The 20935-nt window shown below is 73.8% G+C and carries 20 protein-coding genes and 1 pseudogene; 11 read left to right on the forward strand and 10 right to left on the reverse strand.

Annotated features, from left to right (window positions below; genetic code table 11):
• Positions 1–8 precede the first annotated feature (8 nt).
• The 3 genes from AC6EI4_RS09890 to holA all read left to right on the forward strand — a co-directional run bounded on the left by AC6EI4_RS09890 (position 9) and on the right by holA (position 4456).
• Complete coding sequence (locus AC6EI4_RS09890) at positions 9–1067, forward strand: ComEA family DNA-binding protein (RefSeq protein WP_498451338.1); 1059 nt, start codon at positions 9–11, stop codon at positions 1065–1067.
• A 3-nt stretch (positions 1068–1070) separates the two neighbouring features.
• Complete coding sequence (locus AC6EI4_RS09895) at positions 1071–3395, forward strand: DNA internalization-related competence protein ComEC/Rec2 (protein ID WP_498451339.1); 2325 nt, start codon at positions 1071–1073, stop codon at positions 3393–3395.
• Between the two features lie 77 nt (positions 3396–3472).
• The gene (holA, locus tag AC6EI4_RS09900; RefSeq protein ID WP_498422573.1) at positions 3473–4456 is read left to right on the forward strand and encodes a DNA polymerase III subunit delta; all 984 of its coding nucleotides are present in this window, start codon (positions 3473–3475) and stop codon (positions 4454–4456) included.
• Between the two features lie 90 nt (positions 4457–4546).
• Here the strand turns inward: holA and AC6EI4_RS09905 are convergent.
• The 3 genes and pseudogenes from AC6EI4_RS09905 to AC6EI4_RS09915 form a co-directional block, all read right to left on the reverse strand.
• Positions 4547–5440, reverse strand: a pseudogene (locus AC6EI4_RS09905) (ATP-grasp domain-containing protein); the annotation flags it as partial.
• A gap of 171 nt (positions 5441–5611) precedes the next feature.
• A complete protein-coding gene (rpsT, locus tag AC6EI4_RS09910; protein ID WP_498422575.1) occupies positions 5612–5872 on the reverse strand; it encodes a 30S ribosomal protein S20 in 261 nt (86 codons plus the stop codon).
• Positions 5873–5999: 127 nt separating this feature from the next.
• Positions 6000–6941 carry a phosphotransferase family protein gene (locus AC6EI4_RS09915; RefSeq protein ID WP_498451340.1) on the reverse strand — a complete coding sequence of 314 codons (942 nt, stop codon included), beginning with the start codon at positions 6939–6941 and terminating at the stop codon, positions 6000–6002.
• A 123-nt stretch (positions 6942–7064) separates the two neighbouring features.
• Between AC6EI4_RS09915 and lepA the strand changes: the two genes are divergently transcribed.
• Both lepA and AC6EI4_RS09925 read left to right on the forward strand, forming a co-directional pair.
• Positions 7065–8939, forward strand: coding sequence for a translation elongation factor 4 (gene lepA / locus AC6EI4_RS09920; RefSeq protein WP_498422579.1), 1875 nt, complete (start codon positions 7065–7067; stop codon positions 8937–8939).
• 53 nt (positions 8940–8992) lie between these two features.
• Entirely contained in the window at positions 8993–9820 is an 828-nt protein-coding gene (locus tag AC6EI4_RS09925) for an aminoglycoside phosphotransferase family protein (RefSeq protein ID WP_498451341.1), read from the forward strand.
• On the opposite strand, the gene AC6EI4_RS09930 is transcribed toward AC6EI4_RS09925, so the two are convergent.
• Together AC6EI4_RS09930 and AC6EI4_RS09935 are read right to left on the reverse strand one after the other, a co-directional pair.
• Positions 9780–10112: a transcriptional regulator gene (locus AC6EI4_RS09930; protein ID WP_498422582.1), complete on the reverse strand. Its 333-nt coding sequence runs from the start codon at positions 10110–10112 to the stop codon at positions 9780–9782. The genes AC6EI4_RS09925 and AC6EI4_RS09930 overlap by 41 nt on opposite strands.
• Positions 10109–10570 carry a hypothetical protein gene (locus AC6EI4_RS09935; protein ID WP_498451342.1) on the reverse strand — a complete coding sequence of 154 codons (462 nt, stop codon included), beginning with the start codon at positions 10568–10570 and terminating at the stop codon, positions 10109–10111. Before AC6EI4_RS09935 ends, AC6EI4_RS09930 begins: the two co-directional genes overlap by 4 nt.
• A 90-nt stretch (positions 10571–10660) precedes the next feature.
• Here AC6EI4_RS09935 and AC6EI4_RS09940 point away from each other — a divergent pair, with 90 nt between their 5' ends.
• Positions 10661–11317, forward strand: a complete 657-nt coding sequence (locus tag AC6EI4_RS09940) for an MOSC domain-containing protein (RefSeq protein ID WP_498451343.1) — start codon at positions 10661–10663, stop codon at positions 11315–11317.
• Positions 11314–11652 carry a hypothetical protein gene (locus AC6EI4_RS09945; protein ID WP_498422588.1) on the forward strand — a complete coding sequence of 113 codons (339 nt, stop codon included), beginning with the start codon at positions 11314–11316 and terminating at the stop codon, positions 11650–11652. Before AC6EI4_RS09940 ends, AC6EI4_RS09945 begins: the two co-directional genes overlap by 4 nt.
• Positions 11653–11677: 25 nt before the next feature.
• Here AC6EI4_RS09945 and AC6EI4_RS09950 read toward each other — a convergent pair whose 3' ends face one another.
• Both AC6EI4_RS09950 and AC6EI4_RS09955 read right to left on the reverse strand, forming a co-directional pair.
• The gene (locus AC6EI4_RS09950) at positions 11678–12427 is read right to left on the reverse strand and encodes an IclR family transcriptional regulator (protein ID WP_498451344.1); all 750 of its coding nucleotides are present in this window, start codon (positions 12425–12427) and stop codon (positions 11678–11680) included.
• A gap of 59 nt (positions 12428–12486) precedes the next feature.
• Positions 12487–13752 carry an MFS transporter gene (locus AC6EI4_RS09955; protein ID WP_498451345.1) on the reverse strand — a complete coding sequence of 422 codons (1266 nt, stop codon included), beginning with the start codon at positions 13750–13752 and terminating at the stop codon, positions 12487–12489.
• A 268-nt stretch (positions 13753–14020) separates the two neighbouring features.
• Between AC6EI4_RS09955 and AC6EI4_RS09960 the strand changes: the two genes are divergently transcribed.
• From AC6EI4_RS09960 to AC6EI4_RS09970, 3 genes are all read left to right on the forward strand, one after another.
• Entirely contained in the window at positions 14021–15844 is a 1824-nt protein-coding gene (locus AC6EI4_RS09960) for an AMP-dependent synthetase/ligase (RefSeq protein ID WP_498422593.1), read from the forward strand.
• 51 nt (positions 15845–15895) lie between these two features.
• The gene (gene hemW / locus AC6EI4_RS09965; protein WP_498451346.1) at positions 15896–17122 is read left to right on the forward strand and encodes a radical SAM family heme chaperone HemW; all 1227 of its coding nucleotides are present in this window, start codon (positions 15896–15898) and stop codon (positions 17120–17122) included.
• Between the two features lie 95 nt (positions 17123–17217).
• Entirely contained in the window at positions 17218–17646 is a 429-nt protein-coding gene (locus tag AC6EI4_RS09970; RefSeq protein ID WP_498451347.1) for a TM2 domain-containing protein, read from the forward strand.
• A 37-nt stretch (positions 17647–17683) separates the two neighbouring features.
• Here AC6EI4_RS09970 and AC6EI4_RS09975 read toward each other — a convergent pair whose 3' ends face one another.
• Entirely contained in the window at positions 17684–18535 is an 852-nt protein-coding gene (locus tag AC6EI4_RS09975) for a DUF3097 domain-containing protein (RefSeq protein ID WP_498422599.1), read from the reverse strand.
• A gap of 96 nt (positions 18536–18631) precedes the next feature.
• Here AC6EI4_RS09975 and AC6EI4_RS09980 point away from each other — a divergent pair, with 96 nt between their 5' ends.
• The gene (locus AC6EI4_RS09980; RefSeq protein ID WP_498451348.1) at positions 18632–19243 is read left to right on the forward strand and encodes a GrpB family protein; all 612 of its coding nucleotides are present in this window, start codon (positions 18632–18634) and stop codon (positions 19241–19243) included.
• Positions 19244–19271: 28 nt separating this feature from the next.
• Here the strand turns inward: AC6EI4_RS09980 and AC6EI4_RS09985 are convergent, their stop codons facing one another.
• Entirely contained in the window at positions 19272–20123 is an 852-nt protein-coding gene (locus AC6EI4_RS09985; protein WP_498451349.1) for an MBL fold metallo-hydrolase, read from the reverse strand.
• 46 nt (positions 20124–20169) lie between these two features.
• Positions 20170–20859 carry a DUF2470 domain-containing protein gene (locus AC6EI4_RS09990; RefSeq protein ID WP_498451350.1) on the reverse strand — a complete coding sequence of 230 codons (690 nt, stop codon included), beginning with the start codon at positions 20857–20859 and terminating at the stop codon, positions 20170–20172.
• Positions 20860–20935 lie beyond the last annotated feature (76 nt).

Below are 20935 nucleotides of genomic sequence, written 5' to 3' on the forward strand. Positions count from 1 at the left end.
GTCGCTGCATGCGATCGCGCCGCCCCACCCCCCAGCAGGCTGAGGCGGTCGCGCGGCGGCTCGCGCAGCTGAGCGCGGAGCTGGCGGTGGTGCGCGCCGAGTCCGACCCACCCGCCCGGATGACCGTCCCGACGCCTGACCGGCCGGCCCCGGGCCAGGAGCTGCCGCGGGGGGTGCCCGACACCCACACCCGGATCCGGGAGCACCCGCCCCGGCCGGGCGGGGCGCCGGAACCCACCGCCGAGGCGGTGACGCGGGGAGCGACCCTGGAGACGCCGCCGGCAGCGCCGCTGGTGCCGATCCCGGGCCGGCACGCCGCCCGGCGCCCCGGCTCGGCGGTCGGCTCCGCGCTGGACGAGCTGGTGCCGGCGACGCTGCGCGGCCGGGCGGGCCTGGGCCCCGGCGCGCTGGCCGTGCTGGCGGTCGCGGTCGCCCTGGGGCTGGCGGTCACCTGCTGGTGGATCCTGCGCAACGACCCCGAGCAGGTGCCCGCCCCGACGGTGAGCTCCGCGGGGCCCGGCCTGTTCACACCCTCGGCGTCGCCCGGCGCGGTGCCCGGCGCCTCGCCCGGCGCGGTGCCCGGGACGGCACCGGGCTCCCCGGGGGCCTCCGGCGCGGCCGCGGCACCGGCACAGATCGTGGTCGACGTGGCGGGCCGGGTGCGACGCCCCGGGATCGCGGTGCTCGCGCCGGGCTCGCGCGTCGTCGACGCGCTGGCGGCCGCGGGCGGCGTCCGACGCGGGGTCGACCTGTCCGGGCTCAACCTGGCCCGGCTCCTCGTCGACGGCGAGCAGATCCTGGTCGGTGCGCCGGGGGCCGCGGCGCCGGGGCCCCCGCTGTCGCCTTCGGGGGCACCCAGCGGCGGGGCCGGTGGCGCGCTGGTCAACATCAACACCGCCGATCAGCCGACCCTCGAGACGCTGCCGGGGGTGGGGCCGGTGACGGCCCAGGCGATCATCGCCTGGCGCACCGAGCACGGCGGGTTCTCCGCGATCGAGGAGCTGCTGGAGGTCGACGGCATCGGCGACGCCACCCTGGCCGACCTGACGCCCCACGTCACGGTCTGAGCGGTGTCCGGACCGATCCGCGAGGAGGCCGCTGCGGCGCCTGCGGACCTGCGGATGCCCGCGGTGGCGGCCGCGGCCTGGGCCGGCGGGCTGGGTGGGCTGCTGCCGTGGCCGGCCGTGGCGCTGCTCGTCGTGGGCGGCGGATCCGGACTGCTGCTGCTGCGCCGGCGCGGTGTCGCAGCAGCACGGGTGCGTACGGCGACGGGGCTGCTGCTGGTGCTGGCCGCGGTCGCGACGAGCGCGCAGCTGCGCGAGCAGCAGGTCGCCCACGGCCCCGTCTCGGGCCTGGCCGCGAGCGGCGCCGCGGTCACCGTCGCGTTGAGCGTCACCTCCGATCCGCGCCGCCGCGAGGGGCGCTTCGAGGACTACGTGCTGCTGCGGGCCCGGGTCACCGCGGTCACCGGTCGCGGGCGCACGCACCGGGTGGGGGCGCCGGTGCTGGTGCTGGGCGAGGAGTCCTGGGCCGACGTCGAGCTCGGGGCGCGGCTGCGGGCCGAGGGCCGGCTGGCCCCGGCCGACGGGCGTGACCTCGCGGCCGTGCTGCGCCCCCGCGGCGCCCCCGAGGTGACCCACGGCCCGGGAGTCTGGTGGCGCGGCGCCGACCGGGTGCGCACGGCCCTGCGCGCCTCGGTCGCCGAGCGACCGCCGAGCCAGCGGGCGCTGGTGCCGGCGCTGGTGGTGGGCGACGACGAGGGGATGCCCGAGGAGCTCGCCGACGACTTCCGCACCACCGGGCTGACCCACCTGCTGGCGGTCTCGGGGACCAACCTGACGCTGCTGGTCGGCTTCCTGCTGGTGCTGGCCCGCTGGGCGGGGGTGCGCGGGCGCTGGCTGATGGTCGTCGGCGGGCTCGGCATCGTCGGCTTCGTGCTGCTCGCGCGCACCGAGCCGAGTGTCGTGCGGGCCGCCGCGATGGGCACGGTCGCGCTGGTCGGGCTGGGTGGCAACGGCCTGCAGCGCGGCACCCGCGCCCTGGGGGTGGCGGTGGTCGCCCTGCTGCTGGTGGACCCGTGGCTGGCGACCACGGCGGGCTTCGCGCTGTCGGTGCTGGCCACCGCGGGGATCCTGCTGCTCGCTCCGGCCTGGCGCGACGCGCTCGCACGCTGGCTGCCGCGCTGGGTGGCCGAGGCGGTGGCCGTGCCGGCGGCCGCCCAGCTGGCCTGCACGCCGGTGGTGGCCGCGCTCTCGGGCGAGGTCAGCCTGGTCGCGGTGGTGGCCAACCTGCTGGCGGCCCCGGCCGTCGGCCCGGCCACGGTCCTGGGACTGGCCGGAGGGTTGCTGGGGGTCGGCTCGGGCACCGTGGGGGCGGTCTTCGGGCTGCTCGCGTCGTGGTGCGTGGCGTGGATCGTGACCGTGGCCCGCTGGGGGGCCACGATGCCGGGCGCGGCGATGGAGTGGGGCAGTGGCGCGGTGGCGCTGGCGGCGCTCACGGCGCTGTGCGTGGTGATCGCCTTGGGTGCGCCTCGGGCGCTGCGGCACCCGGCCAGCGGCGCCGGCTGCTGCCTGGTGCTCTGCGCGGCGGTGCTCGTCCCTGCGCCCACCCCGGGTTGGCCCCCGCCGGGCTGGGTGCTGGCCGCCTGCGACGTCGGGCAGGGCGACGCGCTCGTGCTGCGCGCCGGACCGGGCTCGGGTGTCCTGGTGGACGCCGGACCCGATCCGGGTGCCGTCGACGCCTGCCTGCGCCGCCTCGAGGTCGAGCGGCTCCCGCTGGTCGTGCTCACCCACTTCCACGCCGACCACGTGGACGGACTCGCCGGCGCGCTCGAGGGCCGTGAGGTGGGCGTGGTGGAGGTGACCGCGCGCGCCGACCCGCCCGAGGGTGCGCGCCAGGTGGCCGCCGAGGTCGGGCAGGTGGCGGCCACCACCCGGACCGCGACGTACGGCGCGACGACGGTGGTCGGCGACGTCACCGTGCAGGTGCTCTGGCCGCCCGCTGGCCTGGACCCGGCCGGGGCCGGCGACGGATCCAGCGCCAACGACGCCAGCGTCGTGCTGCTCGCCGAGGTCGGTGGGGTGCGGATCCTGCTCACCGGCGACCTCGAGCCGCCCGGCCAGGCGCAGCTCGCCCGGGTGCTGGAGGGTCTCGAGGTCGACGTGCTCAAGGTCCCCCACCACGGCAGCAGGCACCAGGACCTCGACCTGCTGCTCGGGGTGCGCCCCCGGGTGGCGCTGGTCAGCGTCGGCGCGGACAACGACTACGGTCACCCCTCCGCGCAGACGATGGCGCCGCTGGCCGGCGAGGGCACCCGCGTGCTGCGCACCGACGTGGACGGGGACATCCTGGTGCTCGCCGACGGCGACCAGGTGCGCACCAGCACCCGCGAGTGAGGCGCACGACCCGTCCGCGGTCGGAGGATCGGGTCGCGGACGGCGCTGTCGGCGGCCTGTGGCAGGCTGGCGCCACCATGGCAGGTCCACGCGCAGCAGACGTCCTCGGTCGGGTCACCCTCGTCACCGGCAAGGAGGAGTTCCTCAACGAGCGCACGGTCGCCCAGGTGCGCGCCGCGGTGCGGGCCTACGACCCGGAGGCCGAGCTGGCCGAGTCGGCCGCCGGCGACCTGACGCTGGCCACGCTGGGTGAGATGTCGGCGCCCTCGCTGTTCTCCAGCACCCGCTGCGTGGTCGTGCGCAACCTGGAGAACCTGCCCGAGGAGTCGGTCGCGGGACTGCTGTCCTATGCGGCCTCGCCGGTGGAGGACGTGGCGCTGGTGCTGGTGCACGGCGGGGGCCAGAAGGGCTCCGGCGTGCTCGCCAAGCTGCGCAAGCTCAAGAGCGTCACGGAGTCCAAGTCCGTGGAGCTCAAGACCTCGGAGTTCCCCCGCTTCGTCACCAGCGAGATGCGCGGGCACGGCTCGAGCATCGACGAGGAGGGCGCGGGCTTCCTGGTCCAGGCGGTCGGGCAGGACCTGCGCTCGCTCTCCGCGGCCGCGCACCAGCTCGCCAACGACTTCCCCGGCGAGCCGATCAACATGGAGAAGGTCAAGCGCTACTTCGGCGGACGCGCGGAGGCCAAGTCCTTCGCCGTCGCCGACGCCGCCTTCGCCGGGCGCCGGGGCGCCGCGCTGGAGGAGCTGCGCTGGGCGATGGACGGCGGCACCGCCTCGGTGCTGGTGACCTCCGCCTTCGCCACCGGTGCCCGCGGGTTGGCCCGTTTCATCTCCGCCCCGCGCGGCATGCGCGAGGCCGACCTGGCCCGCGAGGTGGGCGTGCCGCCGTGGAAGCTGCGCACGCTGCGCGAGCAGTCACGCGGCTGGGCCCCGGACGGCGTCGCTCAGGCGATCCGCGCGGTGGCCCGCGCCGACGCCGAGGTGAAGGGCGCCGCGGGGGACCCGGCGTACACCCTCGAGCGGCTGGTGCTCACCATCGCCGACCTGCGCGAGGCGCGCTGAGCGCTCCGGGGCGCGGGTGTCCAGCCGTGTGGCGGTGGCGAACGTCGTGAGCGCCACCGGGTAGGTCACCTCAGGCAGCCAGGCCGGGTCCAGGTACCCCTCGAGGGCCGAGCGGACTGCCGGCCACACCAGGTTGCCGCCCGCCAGGCACGACTGGAACAGCCCGCCCGAGGCGCGGGTGTTGACCTCGAGCAGGAACGGCCGACCGTGCGCGTCCAGGCGGAACTGCGCGTTCGACAGGTACGACAGCGCGTGCTCCTCGACCAGCAGTCGGGTGTAGCGCTCCAGCTCCGGGTGCGCGTCGAGCAGCACGCGGCGCGTGGTGGGGCTCTTGAAGCGGGGGATCGTGCGCCCCACCTTGCCGTCGTGCGAGAGCGTGTCGACGGAGTACTCCCCGCCGGGGAGCACCGGCATCACCATCAGCGGGGGGAACGTGTCGCACTGCTGGACGAGACCGCGCATCTGCGCCAGCGGCATCCGGCGCCGCGGCGCGGCGTACAGGTCCGCCAGCGACGGCGCCTCGGTGGAGATGATCCAGAACCCGGCCGCCCCCACCCCGGTGACCGGCTTGACGCAGATCTCCGCGTGCCCGTTGCCGACCAGGGTGGCGTAGGCGGTCTCGAACTGCGCCGCGGTGGTGGCGACGTGGTGCTCGGGCACGGGTACGCCGAGCCGCGCGGCCGCCGCGTAGGCGGCGGCCTTGTCCGCGAAGAGGCCGATCGCCTCCGGCGGGGAGGTCAGCACCCGCACCCCGAGTGCCTCGAAGTCACCGCGCCGGGCGGCGACCGCCTCGGCCTGCCAGGTGGGCCAGAGCACGTCGATCGCGTGCCGCGCGCAGAAGGCCAGGGCGGCCTCGACGTAGTCGTCCCCGAGGCCCTCCGGCTCCGGATGGGCCTCGGCGGCCGCCGCCAGCACCGGCGAGTCGGGGTCGCGGTGCGTGGCCACGACGTGCACGGGGCGGCGGTCGGGGTTCTCCTCGAGCATCCGGATCTGGTGGTGGTAGGTGGCGTAGGTGCGGTTGATCCAGATGCGCAGCGGGGGCACGGGTGACACGGCTTTCACGGGGGTGGGTGTGGGACGGGTGAGGAGCAGGAAGCGAAACGCACGAAAGGCGCCGACCCCTCACGGGGTGGCGCCTCAGCGTGTGGACCTACGTCAGAGCGACGCGGCCTTCTTGGAGATCGCCGACTTGCGGTTGGCGGCCTGGTTCTTGTGGATGACGCCCTTGGAGGCGGCCTTGTCGAGCTTGCGCGTCGCGGCGCGGGCTGCCTCGAGGGCGGCGTCCTTGTCGCCCGCCTCGGAGAGCTCGCGGAACTTGCGGATCGCGGACTTCAGGCCGGTCTTCACCGACTTGTTGCGCTCGTGCGCCGCCTCGTTCTGCTTGTTGCGCTTGATCTGGGACTTGATGTTCGCCACTACGCTGCGCCTCTATTGGTCGAAGGGATTCGGTCGTGCAAGTTCGATTGCGCTCGGCGCGACTGCCTGCGGGCAGGCTCCAGACACGCGACGTGAAACTCTAGCAGCGGCCGCGCGGGCCCCCAAATCACAGCCAGCCCCGGCGTTCGCCCAGCCAGCCCCACGCCACCTCCGCGCACCAGCTCTGGTGCGTGCGCAGCCACGGCGAGGACGGCGGTGCGGGGGCGTCGCGCTGGCGCAGGAAGTAGCCGGCGAGCAGCGCGAGCACCACGTCGACGTGCTCGCGGGGGAGGTCGCGGGTCAGCCGGCGCTCGCGCAGCACCGCCTCCACGTCGATCCCGTCCCCGCGCGCGCCCAGCAGCAGGAAGACGGTGTCCAGCCACGGCGCGCCCAGGACCGGCCAGTTCCAGTCGCAGACCCAGACCTCGCCGGCCGCCCCCAGCAGGAGGTTGTCGTCGCGGATGTCGGTGTGCACCAGGGTGTCGCCGGCGCAGACCTCTGCGTAGCGCCCGGCCAGCGCCGCGGCCTCCTCGAGGTGCGGCAGCTCGGGCAGCGCGCGCCGGACGTGGTCCCAGGCGGCGAGGAAGTCGGCGAACGCGGCGGCGAAGGTGTCCCGCCGGGGACCCGGCGGTGCGGGAGTCAGCGTGGTGGCCAGCGCCTCGAGGGTGTCCAAGCAGCGGTCCAGGTCGGCCACCCGCCAGGGCCGCTGCGGTGAGGCGGCCTCGACGTGCTCGATGCCCAGCACCACCCAGGCGTCGTCCTCATGGGTCCACAGCAGCCGGGGCGCGGGGACGTCCGCGGGGAGGGCGCCGAGCTGGCGCGCCTCGTCGCGGTACGACGCGGCGACCGCGCGCTGGGCCTTGCACGAGGCCGCCTTGACGAAGATCCGGGACCCGTCGCGCCCGGTGAGGACCGAGGCGAAGCCGGGTGTGAACCCGCCGCCCTGGCTCGCCGCGTGCGCGACGGGGGAGCCGAGCCGGTCCTCGACCAGCGCGCGCACGTGCGGTGGCAGGAAGGGCCACTCGAGCCGGCGCGCGGTGCGGCCGTGGGGGATGGCGGCGATGGACATGGGCGCATCCTCGCAGAGCCGGCCGGGGCCGCCCGGGTCCGCCGGCGGCCCGGGCATTCGGGCCAGCCGCCGCTGCGTGGGAAGATGTGAGTCCCGACCCACCCGATCCGACGAGAGCAGTTCGTGGCTACTTCTTCGACCGCGCCCAAGCCGGGCAAGACCGATCCCGCGATCATCCGCAACTTCTGCATCATCGCGCACATCGACCACGGCAAGTCGACGCTCGCCGACCGGATGCTGCAGTACACCGGCGTCGTGGACGAGCGGGCCTCGCGGGCTCAGTACCTCGACCGGATGGACATCGAGCGCGAGCGCGGCATCACCATCAAGAGCCAGGCCGTGCGGATGCCGTGGACGGTGCCCGTCGACAACGAGCAGGGCGCCGAGCCGGGGGACTACGTCCTCAACATGATCGACACCCCGGGCCACGTCGACTTCACCTACGAGGTCTCCCGCTCGCTCGAGGCGTGCGAGACGGCGGTCCTGCTGGTCGACGCGGCGCAGGGGATCGAGGCGCAGACGCTGGCCAACCTGTACCTGGCGATGAACGCGGACCTGCACATCATCCCGGTGCTCAACAAGATCGACCTGCCCAGCGCCAACCCGGAGAAGTACGCCGCGGAGCTGGCCGGCCTGATCGGCTGCGACCCCTCCGACGTGCTGCAGACCTCGGCCAAGACCGGGCTGGGCGTGCGCGAGCTGCTCAACGAGATCGTGAAGCAGACCCCGGCCCCCGTCGGCGACGCCGACGCCGCGCCGCGGGCGCTGATCTTCGACTCCGTCTACGACACCTACCGCGGCGTGGTCACCTACGTCCGGGTGGTCGACGGCAAGCTGACCCACCGCGACCGGATCAAGATGATGTCGACCGGCGCCGTGCACGAGATGCTCGAGGTGGGCGTGATCAGCCCGGAGCCGGTCAAGACCGGGGAGATCGGGGTCGGCGAGGTCGGCTACCTGATCACCGGGGTCAAGGACGTGCGCCAGTCCCGCGTCGGCGACACCGTGACCAGCCAGCACCACGGCGCCACCGAGGCGCTGGGCGGCTACAAGCACCCGAACCCGATGGTCTACTCCGGGCTCTACCCGATCGACGGCGACGACTACCCGACGCTGCGCGACGCGCTCGAGCGGCTCCAGCTCAACGACGCCGCGCTGACCTTCGAGCCGGAGACCTCCGGGGCCCTGGGCTTCGGCTTCCGCTGCGGCTTCCTCGGCCTGCTGCACATGGAGATCACCCGCGACCGCCTCGAGCGCGAGTTCGACCTCGACCTGATCTCGACCGCCCCCAACGTGGTCTACCAGGTGGTGATGGAGGACGGCTCCGAGCACACCGTCACCAACCCCAGCGAGTACCCCGAGGGCAAGATCGCCGAGGTCCGCGAGCCGGTCGTGCGGGCCACGATCCTCAGCCCCAGCGACTACATCGGCACGATCATGGAGCTGTGCCAGACCAAGCGGGGCAACCTGCAGGGGATGGACTACCTCTCCGAGGATCGCGTGGAGATGCGCTACACGCTGCCGATGGGCGAGATCGTCTTCGACTTCTTCGACCAGCTCAAGTCCCGGACCAAGGGCTACGCCTCGCTCGACTACGAACGCTCCGGCGAGCAGGCAGCCGACCTGGTGAAGGTCGACATCCTGCTCCAGGGCGAGCCGGTCGACGCGTTCTCCGCGATCGTGCACCGCGACGCGGCGTACGCCTACGGCGTGATGCTGGCCGGCAAGCTCAAGGACCTGATCCCGCGCCAGCAGTTCGAGGTGCCGATCCAGGCCGCCATCGGCGCTCGGGTGATCGCCCGCGAGACCATCCGCGCGATCCGCAAGGACGTGCTCGCCAAGTGCTACGGCGGCGACATCAGCCGCAAGCGCAAGCTGCTGGAGAAGCAGAAGGAGGGCAAGAAGCGGATGAAGATGGTCGGCCGGGTCGAGGTGCCCCAGGAGGCCTTCATCGCCGCGCTGTCCAACGCCCCGGCCGCGGACAAGAACAAGAAGTAGCCGCGCCCGGCTGCCCGGCTTCGCGCCGGGCGGTCGGATGCGAGGATCCGGGGGTGCCCTCACCCGCCGCGCCGCTCGAGCTGATCGAGGAGTGGGGCCTGCGCGCCGAGGGGGCGATCGAGCCGGATCCCCGCCCGGGCGGGCACCGAGGACGCCTGCTGCGGGTGCGCACCCGCGGCGGGGCGCCGGCGGTGCTGAAGATCGCGGAGCCGGTTCCCGAGACCGAGCACGAGTCGCTGGCGTTGCAGCACTGGCACGGACGCGGAGCCGTCCGCCTGCTGCGTGCCGACCCGCGCCGCCGCGCGCTGCTGCTGGAGCGGGTGCGCGAGGAGGACCTCGCCGAGCACTGGGACGTGGAGGCGTGCGAGATCGTGGCGGGGCTCTACCGGTCCCTGCACGTGCCGGCCGTGCCGCAGCTGAGGTCGCTGGCCGAGCTGGCCGGCGGCTGGGCGGGCGAGCTGGCGGCGCTGCCCCGAACGGCGCCGCTGCCGCGGCGCCTCGTCGAGCAGGCCGCCTCGCTCGCGGCGTCGTTCGCCCGCGACCCCGGCACCGCCGGCACCACCGTGCACGGCGACCTGCACTACGCGAAGGTGCTCGCGGCAGACCGGGAGCCGTGGCTGGCGATCGCGCCGCGGCCGCTGAGCGGTGATCCGCACTTCGAGCCCGCCCCGATGCTCTGGCACCGGTGGGAGGAGATGCTCGCCAGCGGCGACGTCCGCGACGCCGTGCGCCGCCGGTTCCACACGCTCATCGACGCCGCCGGTCTCGACGAGGGCCGGGCCCGCGACTGGGTGGTGGTGCGGGCGGTGCGGCGCGCGGTGCGCGACCCCGGGGCCGACCTCACTCGCTGGGTGACGCTGGCGAAGGCGGTGCAGGACTGAGGGCCTCGGCCTCGGCGAGGAGCTCGCGCAGCGCCGTGGCGTGCCGACGGTAGGCGGCGAGGCCGGCCCGGGTGGCGCGGTACGTCGTGGTGGCACCGCGCCCGCGCCCGCTCTTGCTGATCCGCACGTAGCCGGCCTTCTCCAGCGCCGCCATCTGCTTGGACAGGTCGGAGTCGCTGACGCCCAGCTGCTCGCGCAGGAACGTGAAGCTCACCGTGGACGCGCTGGCCAGCATCGCCATCGCCGCGAGTCGCTTCGGGGCGTGGATGATCGGATCGAGGTCGCCGATCATCCCAGTCGCTCGCGGGTCCGGCGGGCGGCCTCGGCGTAGAGCCGCTCGTAGAGGGCGAGCCCGGCGGTGACCAGGACCCAGGTGGCGGCCACGGCCGCCCAACCGCCCGCCAGCGCCCAGGCCAGGGCGACCAGCGCGACGACCACCACCACGCCGACCGCGTAGCGCGCGAAGGCCCCACGGAACTCCGCCGGCGGCTGGCGCAGCGAGGGCATCGCGCCGTGGCGGCGCGAGTACCAGCGCAGGAACGCCAGCTCGACGACCAGGAGCGCGCCCAGCCCGACCACGAACCGCGCGCTGACCAGGGGGGACGACACGTACAGGGCGACGAGGGCGGCCGCCCAGGTGCCGACGGCCGGCGGATACCAGGCGGGGGTGGGCGGGTAGACGACGTAGGGGGCGGCAGCGGCGCGCTCGACGGCGAGCAGCTGGGCGGCGAGGTCCTCATCACTTTCCATGCCGGAAAACTATCGGATCGCTTTCCGGTTTGGCAAGTGATGGTCTGCACCGGGGTGGCACTCCGCGCCGGTCCGGGAGAGCATGTCCGGGTGCAGAGCTCCGGACAGGTCATCTCGGTCAACCTCGGGCAGCCCGAAGGAGGGCAGTGGACCGGACGCGTCGGGCGCACCTCGATCCGCAAGCGCCCCGCCGCGGGGCCGGTGCGGATCGGCTGGCGGGGCCTGGCCGGCGACACGATCAGCGACACCAGGTACCACGGCTTCGCCGAGAACGCCGTCTACGCCTTCGCCCGCGAGGACCTCGACAGCTGGGGCCGCGAGCTGGGCCGCGTGCTGCCGGACGGGATGTTCGGGGAGAACCTGACCACCACCGGCATCGACGTCAACGAGGCGCTGATCGGGGAGCGCTGGCGGGTCGGCACGGCGCTGCTGGAGGTGGCCAAGGTGCGCACCCCGTGCAAGGTGTTCGCCGGCTGGCTCGACGTCTCCGGCCTCGACGCGACCGGCTGGGTGCGCCGGTTCACCCGCGAGGGGCGGCCCGGGCCCTACCTGCGCGTCCTCGAGGAGGGCGTGGTGGAGGCCGGCGACGCGATCACCGTGGAGCACCGGCCCGACCACGCGATCACCGTCGCGCTGATGTTCCGGGCGCTGACCACCGAGCGCGAGCTGCTGCCGGAGCTGCTGGCCATCGACGACTTGGCGCCATCGGTGCTCGCGAAGGTGTCGAAGGCGGCTCGGACCCCATGATCGTGCGTCGTTGGCGAGGGGCCGTGCGGTCCGCGGACGCCGAGGCCTACCTGGCCCACCAGAGCAGCACCGGTGTGCGCGACTACCGCACCACCCCGGGCAACCGCGGCGTCCTGGTGCTGCGCCGCGCGCTGGGCGACCTCGTCGAGGTGGTCGCGATCTCGTTCTGGGAGTCGATGGACGACGTCCGGCGCTTCGCCGGGGACACGCCCCACGTGGCCGTCTTCTACCCCGGTGACGACGACCTGCTGGTCGAGAAGGACGAGCACGTGGACCACTACGAGGTGGCCGAGGCCGACCTCGACCCCTCCCTGCTCACGGCCGGGACGGACTGAGGACCTCTCGAGCGGCCCCTGCCGCTCAGCGCGTCAGCGCGCGCCCCACGCCGTGCGCGGCCACCTGCAGGGCGGTCACCAGCCGGGACTGGTCGCGGGTCAGCGAGGAGACCACGAGCCCGAGCGCGGCCACCACCTGTCGGCCCTGCCAGACCGGGACCGCGGCCGAGCAGGCGCCCAGGCTCATCTCCTCGTTCGTGGTCGCGTAGCCCTCCGCGACGATGCGATCGAGCTGGCGGCGCAGCACGCCGGGCTGGGTGACGGTGTACGGCGTGACGCGCGCCAGCTGCGCGAGCGAGCGGGCCTGGGCCTCCGCGGGCGCATGGGCCAGCAGCACCTTGCCGACGCCGGTGCTGTGCAGCGGCAGCCGGGAGCCGACCGCGCTCACCACCGGCACGGAGGTGTTGCCGCGCAGCCGGTCCAGGTAGAGCACCTCGAGCCCGTCGCGCACGGCGAGGTGCACGGTCGCGAGCGTGGCGGCGTACAGGTCGTGCAGGAACGGGGAGGCGCTCTCGCGCAGGTCGGCCTGCAGTGGGGCGAGCAGGCCGAGGTCCCACAGCCGGCGCCCCACCACGTACTCGCCGCTCGGCAGCCGGGCCAGCGCCCCCCAGGCGACCAGCTCGCCGATCAGCCGGTGCGCGGTCGGCACCGGCACCTCGGCGCGTGCGGCGAGCTCGGTCAGCGTCTGCCGCCGGTGTCCGTCGTCGAAGGCGCCCAGCAGCGCCAGCGCGCGACTGGTGACGCTGGTGCCGGGGCGCGAGAGGTTGCCGGGCATGGACCCATCCTCACCCGAGGAGGCCGCGACGCCGCCCAGGCGCGGCGTCGTGCGGCCCCTCAGGCCTCGGTGTCGGCGTGGGCCGGGACGGTGGCCAGCGCCAGCACCGCCAGGAGCGCGGCGACGGCGAAGGCGTAGAAGCCCCACGGGTAGGCGATCCCGGCGGTCACCATGGCCCCGCCCAGGAACGGTCCGACGATCGCGCCGACGCGCCCCACGCCGGCGGACATGCCCAGCGCGGTGCCCCGGATGTTCGGTGGGTACAGGTGGCCGACGAACGCGTAGACGAGCACCTGGGCGCTGAAGGCGAAGATCCCGGCGAGCATCACCGCGGCGTAGACCAGCAGCGAGCTGTCCATCCGCACCGACAGCAGCGCCAGGAAGATCGCGGAGAGCCCGAACCAGGCCAGCACCGTCGGCTTGTTGCCGCGCTGGTCGGCGATCGCGCCGGCGACCACCAGGCCGATCACCGCGCCGACGTTGAGCACCAGCAGCAGGCCGGTGCCGGCCTCGATCGAGTAGCCGGCCTCGCCCATGATCTTGGGCAGCCAGGTGTTGAGGCCGTAGACCAGCAGCAGGCCCATGAACGAGGCGACCCACAGCCCGAGGCTGATCCGCAGGTAGCGTCCGCGCACCACGTCCGCGGTGCCCACCGAGGCGACGGCTCCACCCTCGCGGCGAGTCTGGGTCGCGGCCAGGAAGGTCTCGGACTCGGGCAGCTTGGCCCACATCAGCGGCACGGTGAGCAGCCCCGCCACACCGCCGACGACGAACATCGACTCCCAGCCGAACGCGTCCACCAGCCACAGCGCCAGCAGCGCGGTCAGCACCGCGCCGACGTGGTAGCCGGTCATCATCCGGGTCATCGCGGAGCCGCCCCGTCCGGGCGGGGCGTACTCGGACATGTAGGCGAGCGCGGTCGGCAGGCAGGCGCCGAGCCCGAGCCCGGCCAGGAAGCGCAGCACGATGAACACGGTGACGTTGGGGGCGAACGCCACGGCCAGGGTCAGCAGCGAGAAGCCCGCGATCGAGCCGATCAGGCTGGTGCGTCGGCCGAACCGGTCGGTGAGCGGGCCGATCGTCACCGCCCCGATGCCGACGCCGACCAAGCCGATCGTGGAGGCCAGCGTCAGCGAGGAGTCGGTGAAGTCGAGCGCTCCGGTCTTCGACAGGGTCGGGATGACGGCCCCGAGCACGACGAGGTCGAACCCGTCGAGGGCGACGGCGATCCAGCAGAGCAGGACCGGCCAGAACCCGGTGGACGCGGCGCGGCGGCCGGTCCTCGGGCCCGGGTGGGCGGAGGGGGGTGCGGATTCGGTGGGCATGGCTCTCCTCGCCGAGACGGGCGGTCGTCGGGCGCGACCGCTCCAGGGTGCGCTCCGTCACGGTCCAACCCGCCGGCGCCACGCGCGAGCATCGGCTTCCACTGTGCGGAAGCGCTCACCGACTCGGTGCTGGCTACCGGCAGGTAGAACTGGTGAGACGCGCGTGGATTCTGCTCCCATCGAGGGTCATTGTGATCTAGGTTACGGACATCGCAGTCTGTGGGCAGCCTCACACCGGTGGGGGCCCGCGGGAGGAGAGGGAACCCCGATGCCGATCACGAATGATGCGTCCTTCCTGGACACCATGCCGCGCAACGTCGCCGCCCAGTTCCTCGACCGGGTCGAGACCTCGGCCGCGCGCGAGGCCTACCGCTTCCCGCGGGGCGAGGAGTGGGTCTCGGTCACCTGGCGGGAGGTGGGGGACCGCGTCGCCGAGCTGGCCGCCGGCCTGATGGCCCTGGGCATCGAGCCCGAGCAGCGCGCCGGCATCTCCTCCAACACCCGCTACGAGTGGATCCTGGCCGACCTGGCGATCATGTCCGCCGGCGCGGCCACCACCACGGTGTACCCGACCACCAACGCCGACGACACGGCGTACATCCTCAGCGACTCCGAGAGCCGCGTGGTGTTCGCCGAGGACGACGAGCAGATCGCGAAGCTCACCGCGAACCGCGCCGAGCTGCCGCACGTCGCCAAGATCATCACCTTCGACGGCACCACCGACGGGGACTGGGTGATCTCGCTCGACGAGCTCGCCAAGCTCGGCCAGGGCTACCTCGCCGAGCACCCGGACGCGATCCGGGCGATGGCCGAGTCGATCCGCCCCGACCAGCTCGCGACGCTGATCTACACCTCCGGCACCACCGGACGCCCCAAGGGCGTGCGGCTGCGGCACTCCTCCTGGGTCTTCGAGGGCGAGGCGATCAAGGCGCAGGGCACGCTGTTCGAGGACGACCTGCAGTTCCTGTGGCTGCCGATGGCGCACAGCTTCGGCAAGGTGCTGCTCTCCACCCAGATGGCCTGCGGCTTCGCCACCGCCATCGACGGGCGCATCGACCGGATCATCGAGAACCTGGCCATCGTCAAGCCCACCTTCATGGGCGCGGCCCCGCGGATCTTCGAGAAGGCCCACGGCAAGATCATCACCATGCAGGCCGCCGAGGGCGGGGTGAAGGAGAAGCTGTTCACCCAGGCCTTCAAGGTCGGCCTCGAGGTGGACCGCCGCAACCGCGAGGGCAAGTCGATCCCGCTGGGCCTCAAGCTCCAGCACGGAGTGCTGGACAAGCTGGTCTTCGCCAAGGTCCGCGACCGCTTCGGTGGACGCGTCCGGTTCTTCATCTCCGGCGCCGCGGCCCTCAACCAGGAGGTCGCCGAGTGGTTCCACGCCGCGGGCATCGTGGTGCTGGAGGGCTACGGGCTGACCGAGACCTCGGCCGGCGCCTTCGTCAACCACCCGGAGAACTACCGCTTCGGCACGGTCGGCACCCCCTTCCCCGGCTCCGAGGTCAAGATCGCCGCCGACGGCGAGGTGCTGATCCGCGGCCCGCACGTGATGGAGGGCTACCACAATCTCCCCGAGCAGACCGCCGAGACGCTGCAGGACGGCTGGCTGCACACCGGTGACATCGGCGAGCTCGACGCGGAGGGCTTCCTCAAGATCACCGACCGCAAGAAGGACCTGTTCAAGACCTCGGGCGGCAAGTACATCGCCCCCTCCTCGATCGAGTCGCAGTTCAAGGCGATCTGCCCCTACGCCAGCCAGTTCCTGGTGCACGGCAACGACCGCAACTACTGCGTGGCGCTGGTGACGCTCGACCCCGAGGCGATGGCCGACTGGGGTGCGCGCAACGGGATGGAGGGCGCCTCCTACACCGACATCGTGCGCTCCGAGGCCGTGCAGAAGATGGTCGACGGGTACGTCGAGCAGCTCAACGCCCGCCTCAACCGCTGGGAGACGATCAAGAAGCACCTGGTGCTCGACCACGACCTCAGCATCGAGTCCGGTGAGCTCACCCCCTCGATGAAGGTCAAGCGCAAGGTCGTGGAGGCGAACAACCGAGAGGCCATCGAGCGCCTCTACGCCTCCTCCTGAGGAGGTTGACCGGCTGACGGCCGGTCCGACGCCGGTGGGAGGATGGGGGGCGTGCCCTCCACTCCTCCTCCCGGCGAGCCCGTGCCCGCGGACGGCTCGCTGCCGGACTCCGCTCTGGAGGGGGTGGGCGCACGTCCCTTCGGGTTCTACGTCCACGTGCCGTTCTGCCGGGTCCGGTGCGGCTACTGCGACTTCAACACCTACACCGTCTCCGAGCTGGGCCCGGTCTCCTCGGCGCCGGGCGCCTCGCGGGCGTCGTACGCCGACGGCGTGGTCGCGGAGGTACGCCGCGCGCGCCGCGTGCTGGGCGAGCGTGACGTCCCGGTCGAGACGGTCTTCCTCGGCGGCGGCACCCCGACGCTGATCGAGCCCGGTGACCTGGCCCGGGTGCTGCAGGCGATCCGTGACGAGTTCGGCCTCGTGGCGGGCGCCGAGATCACCACCGAGGCCAACCCCGACAGCGTCACCCCGGCGAGCCTGGCGGCGCTGCGGGAGGCGGGGTTCACCCGGCTCTCGTTCGGGATGCAGTCGGCGGTGCCGCACGTGCTGGCCACCCTGGACCGCACCCACGACCCGCTGCGGGTGCCGCGGGTGGTCGAGGAGGCCCGCCGGGCCGGCTTCGACGAGGTGAGCCTGGACCTCATCTACGGCACGCCGGGGGAGTCGCTGGCCGACTGGCGCACCTCGCTGGAGGCGGCGCTGGCGTGCGGCCCCGACCATGTGTCCGCCTACGCGCTGATCGTCGAGGACGGCACCGCGCTGGCGCGTCAGGTGCGCCGCGGCGAGATCCCGATGCCCGACGACGACGACCTCGCCGACAAGTACCTCCTCGCCGACGAGGTCCTCGCCGCCGACGGGCTGCACTGGTACGAGGTCTCGAACTGGGCGCGCCGCGAGCGCAGCCAGTGCCGGCACAACGTCCTCTACTGGACCGGCGCCGACTGGTGGGGCGCCGGCCCCGGCGCCCACTCCCACGTCGGTGGGGTGCGGTGGTGGAACGTGCGCCACCCGGCCGCCTACGCGGCGCGGCTGTCCGACGACGTCAGCCCCGCCCAGGCGCGCGAGGTCCTCGGCGCCGAGGACCGACGCGTCGAGCGGGTGCTGCTGGAGATCCGGCTGCGCGCTGGGCTGCCCCTCGAGGTGCTCGACGCGGCGGGCCGGGCGGCCGTGCCCGACCTGGTCGCCCGGGGGCTGGTGGTCCCCGAGGGGGACCGGCTGGTGCTGACCACCCGGGGCCGGCTGCTGGCCGACGCGGTGGTGCGCGACCTGCTGCCCTGAGCCGACCCCGGGCGGGGGCTCGGGGTTGCCCCGAACGCCCCCGGACTTCGGTGTGATCGCCCCTCGGCGCGGCGTCGGCACACTAAGGTCGGAGCATGAGCCCAGGCCCCGACTTCAGCAAGCACCCCTCCGACGAGCCCGAGCCGTCGCCCGAGCAGCCGCACAGCGCCCCGCCGCCGCCGTACGGGGCGCCCCAGCCCGGCTACGGCCAGCCCGGCTACGGCCAGCCTCCCTACGGCGCGCCGGGCTACGGGCCGGGGATGGGCGTCCCGGCGCCGTACGGCGTGCACCCGGTCAGCGGGATGCCCTACTCGGACAAGTCGAAGCTGGTCGCGGGGCTGCTGCAGATCCTGATCCCGCTGGGCATCGGCCGCTTCTACATCGGCGACAGCCGCACCGGCGTGGCCCAGCTGCTGGTCACGATCTTCACCTGCGGCGTGGGCTCGCTGTGGCCCTTCATCGACGGGATCATGATGCTGGTCGGCAACCCGCTCGACGCCGAGGGCCGTCCGCTGCGGGGCTGACCCCCGACGGGCCGGCGGCGCCCGTGACCCGTCCGGGTCAGGGCGCCGTCACGAAGTCGATGAGCTCCTCGACCCGGCCGAGCAGCTCGGGCTCGAGGTCGGCGAACGAGCCGACCTTGGACAGCACGTGCTTCCAGGCGCGCGCGATGTCGGCCTGGTCGCGGTGCGGCCAGCCCATGTGCTGGCAGATGCCCTTCTTCCACTCGATGCTGCGCGGGATCGTCGGCCACTGCTGCAGGCCGAGGCGGTCGGGCTTGACCGCCTGCCACACGTCGATGAAGGGGTGGCCGACGATCAGCACGTGCTTGCCGACCGGCGAGCGGGCGATGCCCTGCGCGATCCGGCTCTCCTTGGAGCCCTTGACCAGGTGGTCCACGAGCACGCCCACCTTGCGGTCCGGGCCGGGGCGGAAGTCGCGCAGGTGGTCGGCGAGGTCGTCCACGCCGCCCAGGTACTCCACCACCACGCCCTCGATGCGCAGGTCGTCGCCCCACACCTTCTCCACCAGCTCGGCGTCGTGGCGGCCCTCGACGAAGATCCGGCTCTGCCGGGCCACCCGGGCCGGGGCGTCGTGCACGGCGACCGAGCCGGACGCGGTGCGGGTCGGCTTCGCGGGAGCCTTGAGCCGGGTCGGGGGCGTGAGGATGACCGGCTTGCCCTCGAGCAGGAAGCCCGGCCCGAGCGGGAACGTGCGGCGCTTGCCGCGCCGGTCCTCCAGGGTCAGGGTGCGGATGTCGCGGTCGATCGCGACGACCTCGCCGCACCAGTCGGTGGTCACCTCCTCGACGACCAGGCCGAGCTCGGCCTCGGTCTCCACGGCGCGGCCGCGCTTGGGCGCGCGCCAGTCGGTGTTGAGGACGTTGGTTCCGTAGCGATCGCGGGAGGTCACCGGGCAACGCTAGGGCGCGCGAGCCTCATGGCCGGGCAGGGCACGCCGGTGAGACCCACTCCACGCGGCACGCCGGAAGCGGTTAGCGTCGTGGGCATGCCCAGCCGCCTCGACATCGTCACCTTCCGCGACGAGCCGCCCCCGCCCGGGCGGTCGCCGTGGGTCCCCGGATCGGGGCCCTCGGTCGGGGTGGAGCTGGCCGCGCCCGATCCGGCCTGGGCGCGGCGCTACGAGGAGCTCGCCTCGCGGATCCGGGCCGCGCTGGGCACCCGGGTCCTCGACCTGACCCACGTCGGCTCGACCGCGGTCCCGGGGCTGATCGCCAAGCCGGTCATCGACATCGACCTCACCCTCGCCGACCCCGACCGCGAGGCGGCCTATCTGCCCGCTCTGGAGGCGGCCGGGTTCGAGCTGCGCGTGCGTGAGCCGTGGTGGCACGGGCATCGGATGCTGCGCAGCGAGCGGCCCGCGGGGCAGGTCCACGTGTTCGGCCCGGACAGTCCCGAGCCGCTCCGGCACCGGATCTTCCGTGACTGGCTGCGCGCCGACGCCGGCGATCGGGAGCGCTACGCCCGCGCCAAGCGGGCGGCCGCGCAGACGGCGGACGCGCAGTCGCAGCTGGTGATGGACTACAACGCGGGCAAGGAGCCGGTGATCCTCGAGATCTACCAGCGCGCCTTCGTGGCGGCCGGCCTGCTCGAGGGCTGAGCTCGACGCGTGGCCGGCCCGGGCGCGCTCAGACCAGGGGCAGGTTGCGCTGGGCGCGCGGCAGGTGCGCATACCCGCGTCGTACGGCGTGGGCCAGGTCCTCGCGCGGGTAGGGCCACTCGGCGGCGGCGAGCGCCTCGTCGACGGGCACGCCGCGGGTGGACAGGTCGCGGATGGTCTCCGCCACCACGCCGATCGCGGCGCGCTGCTCCTCCACGAACTCCTTGTCCACCGGTGCGCCGTGGCCGGGGACGACGACCGTGGAGGCGGTGAGCAGGTTCAGGGTCAGGTCGAGCGCCAGCGGCCACTCCATCGGGTGGCAGTCCGCGCCGAAGCCCGGCACGCCGGACTCCTCGACGAGGTCGCCGGCGAGCAGCACGTCGACGTCGGGCACGCGCACCACCACGTCGCCGGCGGTGTGGCCCTTGCCGGGGTGGATCAGCTCGACCACGCGGCCGCCGCCGAGGTCGAGGGGCCAGACCGAGGAGAAGGTGTGGTCCGCGGCGACGATCTCGGTCGCCAGCACCTCCTCGCGGTGCGGGTCGTCCGGGTCGTCGCGGTAGGCCTGCTTGATCCGCTCGCCGGCGCTCACGGTGGCGGCCGCGGCGTCCTGGTGCGCGTGGATCGGCACCGCGCCGTACGCCGCGCGCATCGCCGCGTTGCCGAAGGTGTGGTCGAAGTGCTCGTGGGTGTTCACCACGGCCACCACGTCGCCGGCGCCCAGGGCCCGCAGGTCGGCGACGACCTCGCCCGCTGCCGCGCTCGAGGCGTGGGTGTCCACGACCAGGAGCCCGTGCTCGCCGCCGATCGCGGTGACGTTGACGTCGAACCATGCATAGCGCGCGACCCAGACCCGGTCGGCCACCTCGGTGAACCTCATCTCACCACCCTAGGCGCGCGCCGGCCGGTGGGTGGGGGAGGGGCTCTCAGCCGAGGCCGGAGCCGAGCTCGCGGCTGAGCAGGGCGCCGAGCTCGGCGCGACTGCGGGCCGGCCGCGGGAACCAGAGCCGGTAGGTGTGCGCACCGTCGACGTCGATCCAGTGCACCTCGACGCCGTCGCGGGTCAGGTCGGCGATGGCGGCGCCGGCCACGCTGCCCGCGCGCAGGCCGAGAGCCGTGGTCACGGTGTGGCGCAGCTCGGCGGGGTGGCCCTGGTTGGCGTGCTCGACCACGCGCCGCAGGTACCCGTCGTTCAGGTCGTGCTCGGTGCTGCGGAAGTGATCCAGGGAGACCCCGTGCGAGGACCGCGCGGTCCGCGCACTGACCGCATCCAGGTCCAGCTCGACCAGGAACGACGGCGGGCCGGGCGCGTGCCCGCGGCCCACCGGGCGCAGGCGCAGGGTCCCGGAGAGGGTGATCGAGGACAGCGTGCTGCCCGACTCCGCCGCGAGGGTGAGGCGGGCCGCGCGCCCGCAGCCGGCGGCCAGCGCCAGCGCGCTGTCGGCCGGGCAGGTGAACGTCGGCACCCCGGAGGTGTCGCGGACCGCGAGGTCGACGATGTCGTCGAGGTGGCTGAGTCCCTCGACCTCCAGGGAGGCGGCGGCGGGGCACGAGAGCACCGAGCGGGCCTGTCCGGCCAGCGTGCTCGGGTCATGGGGCTGCTGGGTGGTGGTCATCGGTCTCCTCATTGACTTAGGGGAGCCTAACCTCACTTGCACCGGAACACCAGTGCTGTCTCGCGGGCTTGTAGTC

This window comes from Nocardioides sp. Z43_10 (genome assembly GCF_059766615.1).

Excerpts from the sequence above, each read along its gene's own strand:
- AC6EI4_RS09890 (WP_498451338.1), top strand. The coding sequence starts at position 9 with ATGCGATCGCGCCGCCCCACCCCCCAGCAGGCTGAGGCGGTCGCGCGG.
- holA (WP_498422573.1), top strand. The coding sequence starts at position 3,473 with ATGGCAGGTCCACGCGCAGCAGACGTCCTCGGTCGGGTCACCCTCGTC.
- AC6EI4_RS09915 (WP_498451340.1), bottom strand. The coding sequence starts at position 6,941 with ATGTCCATCGCCGCCATCCCCCACGGCCGCACCGCGCGCCGGCTCGAG.
- AC6EI4_RS09930 (WP_498422582.1), bottom strand. The coding sequence starts at position 10,112 with ATGATCGGCGACCTCGATCCGATCATCCACGCCCCGAAGCGACTCGCG.
- AC6EI4_RS09935 (WP_498451342.1), bottom strand. The coding sequence starts at position 10,570 with ATGGAAAGTGATGAGGACCTCGCCGCCCAGCTGCTCGCCGTCGAGCGC.
- AC6EI4_RS09945 (WP_498422588.1), top strand. The coding sequence starts at position 11,314 with ATGATCGTGCGTCGTTGGCGAGGGGCCGTGCGGTCCGCGGACGCCGAG.
- AC6EI4_RS09950 (WP_498451344.1), bottom strand. The coding sequence starts at position 12,427 with ATGCCCGGCAACCTCTCGCGCCCCGGCACCAGCGTCACCAGTCGCGCG.
- AC6EI4_RS09955 (WP_498451345.1), bottom strand. The coding sequence starts at position 13,752 with ATGCCCACCGAATCCGCACCCCCCTCCGCCCACCCGGGCCCGAGGACC.
- AC6EI4_RS09960 (WP_498422593.1), top strand. The coding sequence starts at position 14,021 with ATGCCGATCACGAATGATGCGTCCTTCCTGGACACCATGCCGCGCAAC.
- AC6EI4_RS09970 (WP_498451347.1), top strand. The coding sequence starts at position 17,218 with ATGAGCCCAGGCCCCGACTTCAGCAAGCACCCCTCCGACGAGCCCGAG.
- AC6EI4_RS09980 (WP_498451348.1), top strand. The coding sequence starts at position 18,632 with ATGCCCAGCCGCCTCGACATCGTCACCTTCCGCGACGAGCCGCCCCCG.
- AC6EI4_RS09985 (WP_498451349.1), bottom strand. The coding sequence starts at position 20,123 with ATGAGGTTCACCGAGGTGGCCGACCGGGTCTGGGTCGCGCGCTATGCA.
- AC6EI4_RS09990 (WP_498451350.1), bottom strand. The coding sequence starts at position 20,859 with ATGACCACCACCCAGCAGCCCCATGACCCGAGCACGCTGGCCGGACAG.